Below are 13,182 nucleotides of genomic sequence, written 5' to 3'. Positions count from 1 at the left end.
TTGCTTCAGCTGGGGGAGGATTCAAGATCTGGGGGTCGGCTGTGCGGGGTGCGAAGACGTATCGGAGCCATCCGCGGCCGTGATCGAAGTAGATGACATGGGCTCCGCCGGGGCGGGTGGACTGGACAGGTTCGACGCTCATCCCGGCGGGAAGGTCGGCGGCTTTGTCGATGCCCCGGAAATAGGGGTCTTTCGCGGTGACGAGTTCGGCGCGGGCGGCGTCGACCAGGGCACGGGCCGGTGGTGGGAGGGCGTTTCTGTTGTCTTCGGCCTCTTTCGTCCAGTCGGCTTGCCAGGGAGGGCCCATGAATTCGGATGTCACTGGCCGGGCTGTGCCTTGCTCGCCTCGCGGCGCAGTCGTCCTGCCTGTTCGACAAGGCTCTTGGCGTGGGCGTTGTCCGTGGCGTGGGCGGCCTCGTCCTCCAGGTGGTGGACCATGGCCTCCAGTTGGGGATCCCGGGCGAGCGCGAATTCGGCCCACCACCGGGCCATGAAGGCAGGCAGCGGTGCCAGGTCGTAGGTGTCGGCGATCTTCTCGCGCCAGTTGCGGTCGAAGTCGGGCAGAAGCTTGGGCGTGTGCTGTTCGATGGCGGCGCGGAGCGCCTTGGGGGTGCGTTCGGGCATGGGCGGGAGGGATCCCCGCATGCCGACGGCGGCGGTTGTCATTGCGCACGCTCTTTCGTCATGACAGTGCGGGTCAGGCGGCTACGGGCACGGACGTGGCGCCCGCGGGCCGGCCGGGTGCGCCGGAGGTGGTGAACGCGTCGCGCTGAGCCGTGGTGACTATACGGGCGTAGGGGTGGATATCGCCGCGGGCGTACGCGTCGAGCAGGATCTCGCACAGCGCGGACATGGACCGGACGCCGTCCTTGGCGCGTTGCCTGTCGGCGCCGTTCCATACCGCGTCGGATGCGAAGACGCTGCGTCCGCGCCGGTTACCCGCCTGTCCATCGGTGGGCCGGTGGGGCAGCGGGAGCGTTCCTGCGGCGTACTCGGTGAGGGCGCGACTCATGATCCAGATGAGAGGCAGCCCCTCGGACTTGGCGCGGGCCCCGGCGGCGTCCCAAACGCCCTTGGCTATGTTGGGGGCGCGTTCACTCTCGCCTACGGCAGGCATGTGTCGCTCCGTGGTCGCTGCGGCGATTCTACCTATTGAAACGGTACTACGGATCGAATCGGTGTGCCATCAAGGGTGTGTCCGCTGGGTGGCGATGCTCGCTGCAGCGCTCACCCTCACTTCGTGTGCGGCGGTGACGCCGGGATTGTGTGCTCCGGCCGGGCCGGCTCGGCGTGCACCATCGCACGGCCTGGTGAAACGCCCGGGTACCGAAGCGGCAAGGTGGCCGGGCCGCCGGTCATCTGACGTGTGCGGCGATGGTCCGGGCGCACTCCATCGACTCGGCGTGGGTGGTGTCCACCTCCAGGTCGTAGACGACGCCCTGGTGGACGAGTTCGGCCTGGGACGCGGCCATCCCGGTGACCCGGTCGCCTCGTGCGATCTCGCGGCCCGCGGCCACCGCAGCATCGCATCTGACGCCGACCCACAGCACCTGCAGGTCGCCCACGGCCTTCTGCCATCGCTGCTGTGAGCCGGCTTTGCCGAGGAAGACCTCGTCGACGATGACCCGGGCGCCCGCACGGGCCATCGCGGCGATTCCCTCGATCCACGCCGCTTCCAGGGTCCTGAACTGCCCCCCGACGCTCACCTGTCCGTTGGCGGTGAACTCGATCCCTGTATCCGACGTGTGCAGGGACGCGGGCATCGCCTCGATGAGGGTGTCGGTGCCCAGGGCCAGCCACGGATCCGGCAGGAGGGACTGCAGGCACCGGGCGATCCCGGACTTGCCCGAGCTGGAGCCTCCGTTGAGCACGATCATGTGAGTCGTCACCGCGCCACCTTAGAAAGCGGCGGATCCGCACTCCAAGCGGATTTCGGGCGGGCGGCTGGATCCTCAGACGGTGTCAGGTGGTCGAGGGGAGGCTGATGCCGGGTGCCGGGCCGCACAGGGCCCCGCCGTCCATGTGGACGGTGCGGGTGGCCAGAGAGCCCAGGGCGGGTCGGTGGGTGGTCATGATGACGGTGCGGTCCTTGACGAGTCGGGTCAGCGCGCGGATGACGAGTTGCTCGGCGGTGTGGTCCAGTCCGGTGGTGGGTTCGTCGAGCAGGACGACGGGTGCGTCCAGGAGCAGGGCGCGGGCGATGCCGACGCGTTGGCGCTGGCCGCCGGACAGGCCGGTGCCGTGGTCCCCGATCTCGGTGTTGAGGCCGTCGGGCAGTTCGGCGGCGAACTGTGTGACCAGCGCCGCGTCGGCGGCCGAGGCGATCTCCTCGGGGCCGGCCTCGGGGCGTGCGTAGCGGAGGTTGTCGGTCAGGGTGCCGGAGAACAGGAAGGTGTCCTGCAGGACGACGGCGACCTGCCGGCGCAGCCAGGGGCGGGGCAGTTGGGCGATGGGCAGTCCGTCGAGCAGCAGCTGGCCCTCTGTCAGGGAGTACAGTCCGGCGACGAGGGCGAGCACGGTGGTCTTGCCGGCGCCGTTGGGGCCCAGCAGCATGATGCGTTCGCCGGGGCGGACGACGAGGTTGAGGCGGTGGAGCACGGGGCCGCGGCCGTAGTCGAGACTGCCCTCGTAAAGGTCGATGCGGCCGGTGGCGCGGCGGGGCAGCGGCCGCGGCGGGGCCGGCGGGCGCAGCGGCTGGTCGAGGATGGCGGCGACACGTTCGGCGGAGGCCGCCCCTTGGGTGAAGGTCAGCGCCAGACGGGACAGGGAGCGCATCGGTTTGACCATGTCCCGCATGTAGCTCGCCACGACGACCAGGAGTCCGACGCTCCACCAGTTGCTGAGCACGCCGAAGCCGCCGGCCCAGAGCAGCACCGCGGTGCCGACCGCGGTGGCGGCTTCCAGCAGGGGGGTGAACCGGGCGCGCAGTTCGACCGACTGCAGTCCTGCGTTCAGTGCGCTGGTGTTGTCCGTGGCGAAGCGGGCGTCGTGAAGGTCGTGGCGGCCGAAGGCGTGGACGGTGCGGATGCCTTGCAGCGACTCGGCGACGTAGCCGGCGAGGCGGCCCTCGGCGGCGCGCTGGTGGCGTGCGGCCTGGCGGGTCAGCCGCGTGTAGCGGGAGGCGGTGACGAACACCAGGGGGGCGCAGCTGATGGCGATCAGGCCCAGCCGCCAGTCGACCGAGACGAGGACGGCGGCGAAGCCGGCGATGGACAGCAGCCCGGGCAGCAGGGTCGAGAACAGGTCCACCAGCCCGTCTTCGATCCGGTCGGTGTCGGTGGAGATGCGGCTGGTGAGTTCACCGACGGCCTGCCGGTCGTGGAAGGCCATGGGCAGCCGCTGCAGGTGGGCGAAGACGTCCGCGCGGATGGCCGCGGTGATCCGCTCACCCGCGCCGTTCATGACACGGTCACCGAGGTAGTCGAACGTGCCTGAGGCCAGCGTGATGACCAGGACGGCGACCGCCGCCGCCGTCAGCATGGCGAGGGGGGAGCCGCCGAGCGGGGACACCAGGCGTGCCAGCGGCCCGTGGGAGTGGCCGCCGCGCAGGACGTCGTCGATGACCAGGGCCAGGGGCCAGGGCTGGGCGAGGTCGGCCACCAGCTCCGCCACGCGGAAGCCCACCCCGAGCAGCAGTACCTTCAGGTGCGCTCGCCCGTAACTGCGGAACCGCCACAGTTGCCGCAGGAGCCCGAAGTCTGCCGGGTGACCCCTCATCTGTGCGCCTGATCGACGGCGGGGCGGCGGGCGGCTTCGGTCAGTTCGGCGTTGCTCGCGCCCGGCCGGATACCGTGTTCGGCCATGGCGGCCAGCACCGTCGGAGCGAGCCGGGCGTCGGCGTGCGTCATGGCTGCCAGCAGCCGGGAGAAGTCCCGGCGGCCGTGCAGTGCCTCCCGGGTGCGGGCGAGGGGCGTTGCGTGGCCGAGCAGTTCCAGGCCGCGCACGAGCAGCGCGTCGAAACGGACGGGATCGGCACCGCGTTCGGCGACACGCGCGCGGGCGGTCCAGCATGCCGAGGCCCACAGGGTGCCGTCGGCGTGCGGGTCCCCGTCGCGGCCCCCGCGGAAGTACGCCATCGTCCAGTGGCCGTCCAGCTTGCGGCGCCGCTGGTCGAACTCTTCGACGGTGTGGCGGTGCCAGCCGTAGATGTCGGGAGTACCCAGCAGTACGGCGGTGAACACGTCCGCGGTGCCTTCGTCCAGCGCGATCTTCTTGTTGGTCTGCTCGCGCGGCGGGCGCAGCCTGTTGAGGCGGAAGTCCGCGGTGTGCCGGCACAGATGGTGTCCCACCTCGTGGTAGATGATCGCCACGTTGTGTGCCGGGGCGTGGAAATACGGTTCGCCCGTCGCCGGGGTGAGGAAACGGGCGCCTCCCCCGAGGTGGATCTCCCCGTCCGGCCCGGCACATTCCCCCTCCGGCGCCATCGCCCGCCCCGGCAGCCGGTAGTGGCCGCCGCCCCAGCGACGGGGCCGGTCGTGCATCCCGATCCTCGCCACCAGGTGCGGAAGCGGCCGCTGCAGCAGGCCGGCGAAGTACCTCAGTGCGCGCTGGAGATGGAAGGCGGTATTGACCAGGCCGAACGCGCGGGCCTGCCGGTCGACCTCCGCCCCGGCCAGCGGACCGCCGCCTGCGGCCGGATCGAACGCCAGCGCAAGGCTGTTGAACAGCCGGCCCCCTCGCACGTCATGGACGGTCGCCTCGGGCAGCACCAGCTCCGCAGGTCCCCGGCGCACCACCTCGAGGTCGGCGTCCCCGATCCGCCCGGGGCCCGAGCTGCCGTCCGGGAGATAGACCACGGCCCGTGTCATAGGCCCGGCTTCCCCGTGCGGCAGCCGCCCGCCGGTTCACCGCCGCATCCGCCGTCGGCGCCGCCGGGCGCCGCGATCGCTGCCGCAGGCGCCGGGGCCAGCAGGTCCACCGCCGCACCGCCCGCCAGCTGCGCAGGGGAGAGCACCGGAATCCCGGTGGCGGCGGCGGCCTCGCGACAGGCCAGTGGACTGGCGGTCACCCGGCCGCTCACCGCCCGGACCGGCACGTCCAAAGCCGCCAGGATGTCGCTGCCGGCCCTGGCGCCCAGCGCGTCGGCGACGGCGAGCACCACCCCGTCGGCAAAACCCGCAAGGCAGGTGGCGAGCGCCGACGTCTCGGTCTGCAGCAGGCCGTCCGCGATCTCCAGGGCCACCGCCTGGGCCCCCTGGCCCACCAAGCCGTCACGGACGCCGAACATCGTGGCGCGCAACCGCTCGAGCGGGTAGCCGAACGTCGAAGGCAGCCCGAAGTCGAGGAAGTCCAGGACGGCCGTGGCGCCCGCATCGATGTACATCCAGCGGTCCTTGCCGCTGCCGGAACCGGTGATCTTGCCGGCGCCGGCCGTCAGTCCCGCGCGGCGCCAGCCCCGCACCATCGCCGCCACGGTGGTGGTCTTGCCCGCGTTCATCGACGAACCCAACACGACCAGTGTGCCCAGCCCCGGCGTGGCCGGGACAGGCATCGGCATCGCGAAATCCTCCACCGACAACACCGCGCCACGAGGGTCGGTGAGCGCGCCGATCACCTCCAGTTCGGTCGGCGGGCCACGGCGCGTGTGGGCGGACACGACGGTACCGATGACGCCGCCCGCGGTGAGCAGGTGGACAGCCGTCCCTTCCGGCAGATACCCCTCGAAGAAGTCGGTCGCGTACCGGTTGCCGTAGGCGCCGACGAGGATGTCTCCCGGATAGAGGCTGACGCTGCGGCCGTGGACGTCCTCCGCGTGATCGTGCACCCCCAGCGCGGTCACCTTCGCCGCGACCAGATCACCGAGCCGGGGTTCGCGCGGAAACCCGCTCAGGCACATCCGGCCCCGGTCCACGACCCTGCGCGTGACGTAGCTCCACTTGGCGGCGGAAATGCCTTGGACCACGAGCGCCACGTTACTCCTGTCTGTGGTGCGGCTCTTGTTCACCAAATACCTCCGAGGACGCCCCGGCCTTCAGGCCGGGGCGGAATCGGAGGTCTGCGGAGCAGGGCAGGAAACAGGGTTTCGCCCCCAGGGCGAAACACCGCGGGCGGATCGAACGCCCGCCGCTTCGCCGCCGGCCGCATCGCCATCACCGGGTGCCGTCCCGCCGCTGCGGCAGCCGCACATGACGGCACGTCAGCCCCGGGCCGCGTACGTGTTCCTGAATCCCCGGTTCCGGTCGCCGCGGTGCACGGTGAGGGCAGGGCCCGGCAGCACCGGAACCGCACGGCGGACGCCCAACGGCAACCGCTGGGCGAACCGTTCCCAGGGACCGAGCGGGAGTGGGCCCTGTTGCCGGAACCCTTGCTGGGCCGAACACCCCGAACGGCTGGGAGCTGTTCAGGGAAGTGCGGCGGGCATCCTGACTTGAAGTCACAGCGTCATCATGATGTTCATGCCTCTGTCGGGCCACACCGCGTGGGTGCCGGCCGGCGGCGGCACGCTAAGGACGAGCCAGCCCGAGGGCGGCAAGGAACAGGTCGAGCCCGTGCCGACCGGCACCCTCGACGCTACGGCCGCGAACCGCGCGTCTGGGATCGATTGAACAAGTCAGGAACGGTGCGCTCACCGCACCGGGCGGTCGACGTCAGGGCAGGGTCAGGATGCGGGGGCCCTGGTCGGTGATGGCGACGGTGTGCTCGATGTGGGCGGCTCTGCTGCCGTCGGTGGTGCGCAGGGTCCAGCCGTCGCTGTCGGTGCGGTAGGTGTTCTGCCCGCCGGCCATGAGCATGGGTTCGATGGCGAGGACCAGGCCGTGGCGGAGGGGGAAGCCGCGGCCGGGGCGGCCGCGGTTGGGGACATGAGGGTCTTCGTGCATGCGGCGGCCGATGCCGTGGCCGCCGAAGTCGGCGGGCATGCCGCAGCCCGCCGTGCGGGCGACGGTGCCGACGGCGTGAGAGATGTCGCCGATGCGGCTGCCCACCTGGGCGGCGGCAATGCCGGCGTCGAGGGCTTGCTGGGTGGCGTCGATCAGATCGAGGTCGCCGGGGCGTGGCGTTCCGACGGTGAAGGTGATGGCCGCGTCGCCCGTCCAGCCGTCCAGCCGGGCGCCGCAGTCGATGCTCACCAGGTCGCCGTCGCGCAGCCGGTAGCCGGTCGGGATGCCGTGCGACACGGCGTCGTTGACGGACGTGCAGATCACGGCCGGGAAAGCGACCGGGGCGAAGGACGGCCGGTATCCGAGGAACGGGGAGCCGGCTTTGGCCTCGGCCAGAACTGACCGGGCCGCTTCGTCCAGTTCTTGCAGGGACACCCCCACGCCGGCTGCTTCTTTGACTGCGGCCAGGGCGCGGGCCACCACACGTCCGGCTTCCCGCATCGCGTCCAATGCGGCATCGGTCTTGATCTCCACCATGTGTTCGACTCCCCGCAGCACGTCGACCCAATACTTATACCGGTATTAGTATCACGGTCATGGTGAGGACTCCTCTGACACCGTGGGAACGGGAACGCGGCGAGCGGTTCGGTGCGCTGCTGCGTCGAGCACGCGGCGGCCGCAGCATGGCGGAGGTGGCGGCCGCGGCGGGGGTTTCCGCGGAGACCCTGCGCAAGATCGAAACCGGTCGGGCCCCGACCCCGGCCTTCTTCACCGTCGCGGCCCTGGCCGCCGCGCTGCAGGTGTCTTTGGACGAGTTGGCGGCCGCGTGCGCGCATGACCCGGACTGGCAGGAGCCGGCGCTGTCGGCTTGAGGAGTGGGCGGCGCCGCACCCCGTATCGCTTAAGCCGGCCTTCGGTGGCACGAACGTGCGGGTGGTCAAACTCCGCGGAACCGCCGCTCGCGTACCGCGTCACGGGTCGGGGGCGGCGCCGGGACCACCTGAGTTGCAAGAGGAAACTCAAGGGGTAGACTCGTGGCCTCGCCGTGCGGCAGCCGGGGCATGTGCGGGATGTGGCACGGGTGGAGGTGGACGGTGGCGACCGGACGGCAGTGGTCGGGTTCCATGGACGACGAGCCGGCCTGCTCCATCGAGCGCAGCCTGCAGATTCTCGGCGAGCGCTGGTCCTTGCTGGTGCTGCGTGAGGTCTTCGCCGGCCATCACAGGTTCGCCGAGATCCGGTCGTCCCTGGGGATCGCCTCGAACCTGCTCAGCGCCCGGCTGAAGCTTCTGGTCGAGACCGGCGTGCTGTGCACGCAGACCTACCAGGAGCCGGGCAGCAGGCCGCGGCAGAGCTATCACCTCACGGAGGCCGGGCGCGACCTGTGGGTGGTGCTGGCCGCGCTGCAGCAGTGGGGCGATGTGCACCGCCCGCGGCCCTCGGGCCCCTCCGCGCTGCGGCGGGCGCGCTCCACCGGCCGGCCCGTCCACGTGGGGTTCCTCGACGACGACGGTCACGAGGTGCCCGCCACCGACGTGGTCATGCTCACCCACACGCAGGCCGGGACCCGGCCGGCCGCCGACGACGGCGTGGTCACCGGGTAGGCCGCCCCTTTGTGTCACCGGGGGCGCATCACGGCTGCGGGGCGGGCAGTGCGTGCCGTGCGGGCGGGGGCCGGTGTGTCTGAATGCGGTGGCAATCCGGCGGGGCCGGCGGGCAGACGGTGTGCCCTGCCCGTGTGCAGGGCGTGCGCCGGGCGATGGGCGTGGCAGGCCGGCCGGGCGCCGGTGTGCCCGGCCGGCTGCGGGCGGTGCGGGTGCGGTGTCAGCTCTGCGGCTGGGTGATGTTGACCATCCAGGGGATGCCGAAGCGGTCCGTGCACATGCCGAACACGTCGCCCCACATCTGCTTGTCCAGCGGGACGGCCACCGTGCCGCCGGCGGACAGCTTGTCCCAGTAGCCGCGCAGCTCGGCGTCGTCGTCGCCGCTCAGGCTCACCGAGAAGGTGTTTCCCGGGTTGTGCTCGCCGGTCGGGGTGTCGGCGCCCATCAGGGTGAAGCCGCTGGGGGTCTCGAGCATGCCGTGCATGATCTTGTCGGCCATGGGGGAGTCCTGCTGGCCGGCCGCACCGTAGGTGTTGAGCGCGAGGGTGCCGCCGAAGACGTCCTTGTAGAACGTCAGTGCCTGCCGGGCGTCGCCGGCGAACATGAGGTAGGGGTTGAGACGCGAGGTCATGATTCCTCCCGGTTGGGGGCAAGCGGTCAGTTGCGCCGCACACTAGCCGCGGGCACTGACAGCGGCCCCGGGACGGGCCGGCGGGTGCCGGCCCGGGCAGGGCGGTGGGGCGGGCCGGCCCAAACTTCCCGCTGTGAGCGGGAAGGCTTCGGCCGCCTCGCGCGATCGCCGTGCATGACCTCATGCGCCCCCATGAGACACGACGGACTCGGTACCCCCTTCGGCCGCGTGGGAAAAGGCCGCGTCCCCGGCCCCGTCAAAAAGGTCTCAGTAATGGGGAAAAGGCTCGGTAAAAAGTTGAGTGGCCGGGTGACCGCCGGAGCGTGTCGGGCCGCGCGGTCTTCACCCGCCGGTGCGGGGGGCCGTGAGAATGCGCCCGCACCGCACCCGGCCCGGCCCCGGGCCGGGTGCGGTGCGTGCACCGGCCCCTTTTTCAGGCCCGTTGTCCAGAGGTGCCCGTGTCCCGGGGCGTGATGGGCCCCGGTGGCCGTGCAGGGGCCGATGGCGGACACTGGAGAAACGTTCTCGGTGCCCGGGGGAATCGTGTTCAGTGCCCGGGGAGAACGCCCATTGGGGGGAAGTCGCATGTGGCCGTGCCGGCGACCGAGTATCCCGAGGGGTCTGTCATATGGTGCGCTCTGCCGGAATTTCGACACCTGAAACCGGTACATCGGAAAACCGCAACAACGGGTACGTCGACTCACCAGCTGCTCTCCAGACCCATTTCGCTGATGTGCTCGCCCAGGTCCTGCAGACGGACCAGGTGGCCCTCGACAGAGACTTCTTTAAGGAGTTGGGTGCGAATTCACTGGTCATGGCGCAGTTCTGCGCACGGGTCAGGAAACGCACGGACCTGCCCTCGGTGTCGATCAAGGACATCTATCAGCATCCGACGATCCGGAGCCTGGCCGCTGCCGTGGGCGGGGCCGGCCCGGAGCCGGTGCCCGAGCCGGCGCAGGCCGATGCGCCCGCCCGCACGAGTACATGCCGCTACATGCTGTGCGGGGCGGTGCAGCTGCTGCTGTTCGTGGGGTACGTCTTCGTCGTCGGGCTGGTGGCCGCCCGCGGCTACCACTGGGTCGCCGCCGGCCAGGGGGCGCTGCGTATCTACCTGCGGTCGGTTCTCTTCGGCGGTGCCGGGTTCGTGGCACTGTGCGCCTTCCCCATCGCGGCCAAGTGGATTTTGGTGGGCCGCTGGAAACCCGGCGAGTTCCCGCTGTGGGGGCTGACCTACCTGCGTTTTTGGATCGTCCGGGTGCTGGTGCGCGCCAACCCGATGTTCTTCTTCGTGGGCAATCCGCTCTACGTGCTGTACCTGCGCTGCCTGGGCGCGCGCATCGGCAGCGGGGTCACGATCCTCTCCCGCCGCATACCGGTGTGCACCGATCTGCTCACGATCGGTGCCGACACGGTCCTGCGCAAGGAGTCGTTCTTCCTGTGCTACCGGGCACAAGCGGGGCGTATCCAGACCGGCCGGGTCACCCTCGGCAGCAACGTCGTCATCGGTGAGAAGACCGTGCTCGACATCGACACCTCGGTCGGTGACGGCGGACGGCTGGGCCATGCGTCCTCGCTGCACAGCGGCCAGCGCGTCCCCGGCGGCGAGTACTGGCACGGCTCCCCGGCGCAACGCGCGCACACCGGCGCGGCGGCTGTGCCGCCGGCGCGCTGCGGAACGGCGCGCCGTGCCGCCTACGGCCTGGTCACCTTGCTGCAGGTGCTGTTCGTGGTCGTGCCGCTGGCGGTGGGCGGCTCGTACATGCTGCTGGCCACCTCCCCGGCGATCGCCCACGTGGTGGGCACACAAGCGGTCTCGCCGGGCATCACCTCGCCCCGGTTCTACACCGACGCGCTGCGCGTGTCCCTGCTGGTGTTCTTCGGATTCGTCGTCCTGGGCACCGCGGCGCTGTGCACGCTGCCGCGCCTGCTGAACCGGCTGGTCAAGCCCGACACGGTGTATCCGCTGTACGGGCTGCACTACTCGGTGCACCGGACGATCGCGCGGACCACCAACATCAAGTTCTTCAAGCGGCTCTTCGGCGACAGCTCCTACATCGTCCACTACCTCAAAGGGCTGGGATACAAGCTCTCCCCGGTGCAGCAGACCGGCTCGAACTTCGGCACCGAGGTGGAGCACGACTCGCCGTTCCACAGCACCGTGGGGACCGGCACGATGGTGGCCGACGGCCTGTCCGTGGTGAACGCCGACTTCTCCAGCACCTCCTTCCGTATCTCGCGGGCGACGATCGGCCGGGACAACTTCATCGGCAACAACATCGCCTTCCCCGCCGGGGCACGGACGGGCGACAACTGCCTGCTGGCGACGAAGGTGATGGTGCCGCTGGAGGGCCGGGTCCACGAGGGGGTCGGCCTGCTCGGCTCACCGCCCTTCGAGATCCCGCGGTCGGTGGAGCGCGACAGCCGTTTCGACCACCTCCTCTCCCGCGAGGAACTGCCCCGCCACCTCGCCGTGAAGAACCGCTACAACCTCGCCACCATGGGCCTGTTCCTGGGGGCCGGCTGGCTGTACTTCTTCGCGGTCACGATCCTCGGCACGGCGACGATCGCAGCCCGCGGCACGGCCGGATCGGTGATGGTCGCCGTATCCGCGGCGCTCACCTTGGTGTTCACCGCCTTCTACCTCATCCTCGTGGAACGCCTGGTCACACGGTTCCGCCCACTGCGCCCGCAGCTGTGCTCGATCTACCACCAGGACTTCTGGCTGCACGAGCGCCTGTGGAAACTGCCCGTCGAATACTTCCACGTCTTCAACGGCACCCCCTTCAAGCCGCTGGCCTGGCGCCTGATGGGTGCCCGGGTCGGCAAACGGGTCTTCGACGACGGCTGCTACCTGACCGACCGCACCCTGGCCACCATCGGCGACGACTGCACCCTCAACCTCGGCAGCAGGATCCAGTGCCACTCGCAGGAGGACGGCACCTTCAAGTCCGATCACAGCACGCTGCACACCGGCGTCACCCTCGGCGTGGCCGCCCACGTGCACTACGGCGTGACCATGGGCGAAGGCGCCACGCTGGCACCCGACTCGTTCCTCATGAAGGGCGAAGAAGTCCCCGCGGGGGCCCGGTGGCACGGAAACCCCGCCACGCAGACGAAGACGGCCGGCCACCGCTACCCGGCACCCACGCCGTGACCGACACCACAGTCGGTCCGGCGGGCACACAACGCGCCGTGACCGCCCCCGCACACGGGCGGCGGGCACGCGCAGGCGGATTCGGCATCCCGCGACCTTCCGCCGCCCGCACCCCGGCAGGCGGCCGGGGCGCGCCGCCCTGGACCCTGCACGGCGCACCTTCAGCCTGATCGCCACCGAGGACCACAACATCCCGCCGGCGGTTCATGGCCGACCGCGCCCACGCGCACACCGTCGAGGTGAAGGCCTCCCACGCGGTCGCGGTCTCGCAGCCGGCCGCGGTCGCCCGCCTGATCGAGCAGGCCGCCCGGTCCACCACCCACTGACGCCCCACCGGGGCCACCCGCGCGGCCGCGGCGCGCGAGGCCCGGACCGGGACGCCGCGCCCTGAGGCGGCACAGCGCAGCGACCGTGTCTTTGCCGGGCCTCTATCCTGAGCCGTGGCGGGACTTGGGGGAAAAGGGGGCAGCGGGTGGACTGGTTCTGGTGGGTCCTCATCATCTTCTGGACGGGCGGCTTCGCGTGGGTGGCCGACAACGCCCGCACCGCGCTGCGCAACCGGCATGAGCGCAAGCTGCAGTTGCTGGAGGCGGCCCGGCAGGAACGCCTGGCGGTCGAGGCGGCACACCAGCCGCCGGAGCCGGTGTGCGGGTGCACGCACCATCTCGCCAAGCACGACAAGCAGGGCCGGTGCCACGAACGCGTCGAAGTGCCCACGGCGTGGGACGAGAACAAAAAACCGCTGCGGTACGAGGCCGGCCAGTGCAACTGCCAGCAGTACGTGGGACCGCAGCCGCTGTCGCAGGTGTTCGCGGAGGACCTGACGGACCGCGCCTGACCAGGCCGGGGGCCGTGGGGGGCCAAGGAAGCGGGCCGAGCGCGCTGTCCTCGGCCCGCTTTGCGCCCTCGGCTTTCCTCCTCTGCGACCAAACCTCCTTTCGTCACCGGCCGTTCACCAAATACCTCCCATTCCTC

The 13,182-nt window shown here is 70.8% G+C and carries 13 protein-coding genes; 4 read left to right on the top strand and 9 right to left on the bottom strand.

Annotated elements, in window-relative coordinates:
• From VXC91_RS36335 to map, 8 genes are all read right to left on the bottom strand, one after another.
• On the bottom strand, window positions 1–322 hold a 322-nt coding region (locus tag VXC91_RS36335; protein ID WP_329511619.1), incomplete at its 3' end, for a hypothetical protein.
• Window positions 319–666 (bottom strand): DUF6247 family protein, encoded by a 348-nt coding sequence (locus VXC91_RS36330; protein WP_329511618.1) that lies wholly within the window; start codon window positions 664–666, stop codon window positions 319–321. The genes VXC91_RS36330 and VXC91_RS36335, both read right to left, overlap by 4 nt.
• A gap of 31 nt (window positions 667–697) precedes the next feature.
• Window positions 698–1,117: a hypothetical protein gene (locus tag VXC91_RS36325; RefSeq protein WP_329511617.1), complete on the bottom strand. Its 420-nt coding sequence runs from the start codon at window positions 1,115–1,117 to the stop codon at window positions 698–700.
• A 238-nt stretch (window positions 1,118–1,355) separates the two neighbouring features.
• On the bottom strand, window positions 1,356–1,889 hold the full coding sequence (cpt, locus tag VXC91_RS36320; protein ID WP_329511616.1) for a chloramphenicol phosphotransferase CPT: 534 nt from the start codon (window positions 1,887–1,889) through the stop codon (window positions 1,356–1,358).
• A 73-nt stretch (window positions 1,890–1,962) separates the two neighbouring features.
• Window positions 1,963–3,717, bottom strand: coding sequence for an ABC transporter ATP-binding protein (locus tag VXC91_RS36315; protein ID WP_329511615.1), 1,755 nt, complete (start codon window positions 3,715–3,717; stop codon window positions 1,963–1,965).
• Window positions 3,714–4,808, bottom strand: coding sequence for a hypothetical protein (locus VXC91_RS36310; protein ID WP_329511614.1), 1,095 nt, complete (start codon window positions 4,806–4,808; stop codon window positions 3,714–3,716). The genes VXC91_RS36315 and VXC91_RS36310 overlap by 4 nt, the downstream gene beginning before the upstream one ends.
• On the bottom strand, window positions 4,805–5,902 hold the full coding sequence (locus tag VXC91_RS36305; RefSeq protein ID WP_329511613.1) for a DUF1611 domain-containing protein: 1,098 nt from the start codon (window positions 5,900–5,902) through the stop codon (window positions 4,805–4,807). The genes VXC91_RS36310 and VXC91_RS36305 overlap by 4 nt, the downstream gene beginning before the upstream one ends.
• A gap of 685 nt (window positions 5,903–6,587) precedes the next feature.
• Window positions 6,588–7,355 (bottom strand): type I methionyl aminopeptidase, encoded by a 768-nt coding sequence (gene map, locus VXC91_RS36300; RefSeq protein WP_329511612.1) that lies wholly within the window; start codon window positions 7,353–7,355, stop codon window positions 6,588–6,590.
• Window positions 7,356–7,414: 59 nt separating this feature from the next.
• Here map and VXC91_RS36295 point away from each other — a divergent pair, with 59 nt between their 5' ends.
• On the top strand, window positions 7,415–7,690 hold the full coding sequence (locus tag VXC91_RS36295) for a helix-turn-helix domain-containing protein (protein WP_329511611.1): 276 nt from the start codon (window positions 7,415–7,417) through the stop codon (window positions 7,688–7,690).
• Between the two features lie 222 nt (window positions 7,691–7,912).
• Window positions 7,913–8,422 carry a winged helix-turn-helix transcriptional regulator gene (locus VXC91_RS36290; RefSeq protein WP_329511610.1) on the top strand — a complete coding sequence of 170 codons (510 nt, stop codon included), beginning with the start codon at window positions 7,913–7,915 and terminating at the stop codon, window positions 8,420–8,422.
• A gap of 220 nt (window positions 8,423–8,642) precedes the next feature.
• On the opposite strand, the gene VXC91_RS36285 is transcribed toward VXC91_RS36290, so the two are convergent.
• On the bottom strand, window positions 8,643–9,053 hold the full coding sequence (locus VXC91_RS36285) for a VOC family protein (RefSeq protein WP_329511609.1): 411 nt from the start codon (window positions 9,051–9,053) through the stop codon (window positions 8,643–8,645).
• 628 nt (window positions 9,054–9,681) lie between these two features.
• On the opposite strand from VXC91_RS36285, the gene VXC91_RS36280 reads away from it, so the two are divergent.
• Together VXC91_RS36280 and VXC91_RS36270 are read left to right on the top strand one after the other, a co-directional pair.
• Complete coding sequence (locus tag VXC91_RS36280) at window positions 9,682–12,207, top strand: Pls/PosA family non-ribosomal peptide synthetase (protein ID WP_329511608.1); 2,526 nt, start codon at window positions 9,682–9,684, stop codon at window positions 12,205–12,207.
• A gap of 472 nt (window positions 12,208–12,679) precedes the next feature.
• Window positions 12,680–13,045 carry a hypothetical protein gene (locus VXC91_RS36270; protein WP_329511607.1) on the top strand — a complete coding sequence of 122 codons (366 nt, stop codon included), beginning with the start codon at window positions 12,680–12,682 and terminating at the stop codon, window positions 13,043–13,045.
• Window positions 13,046–13,182: the final 137 nt, after the last annotated feature.

The sequence above is a fragment of the Streptomyces chiangmaiensis genome, assembly GCF_036281785.1.
Classification (GTDB): Bacteria; Actinomycetota; Actinomycetes; order Streptomycetales; family Streptomycetaceae; genus Streptomyces; species Streptomyces chiangmaiensis.
Note: the sequence above shows the minus strand (reverse complement) of the source record. Positions and strands in the feature narration are given on the sequence as shown.

Coding starts and splice junctions, on each gene's coding strand:
- VXC91_RS36330 (WP_329511618.1), bottom strand. CDS start 666: ATGACAACCGCCGCCGTCGGCATGCGGGGATCCCTCCCGCCCATGCCC.
- VXC91_RS36325 (WP_329511617.1), bottom strand. CDS start 1,117: ATGCCTGCCGTAGGCGAGAGTGAACGCGCCCCCAACATAGCCAAGGGC.
- VXC91_RS36315 (WP_329511615.1), bottom strand. CDS start 3,717: ATGAGGGGTCACCCGGCAGACTTCGGGCTCCTGCGGCAACTGTGGCGG.
- VXC91_RS36310 (WP_329511614.1), bottom strand. CDS start 4,808: ATGACACGGGCCGTGGTCTATCTCCCGGACGGCAGCTCGGGCCCCGGG.
- map (WP_329511612.1), bottom strand. CDS start 7,355: ATGGTGGAGATCAAGACCGATGCCGCATTGGACGCGATGCGGGAAGCC.
- VXC91_RS36295 (WP_329511611.1), top strand. CDS start 7,415: ATGGTGAGGACTCCTCTGACACCGTGGGAACGGGAACGCGGCGAGCGG.
- VXC91_RS36285 (WP_329511609.1), bottom strand. CDS start 9,053: ATGACCTCGCGTCTCAACCCCTACCTCATGTTCGCCGGCGACGCCCGG.
- VXC91_RS36280 (WP_329511608.1), top strand. CDS start 9,682: ATGGTGCGCTCTGCCGGAATTTCGACACCTGAAACCGGTACATCGGAA.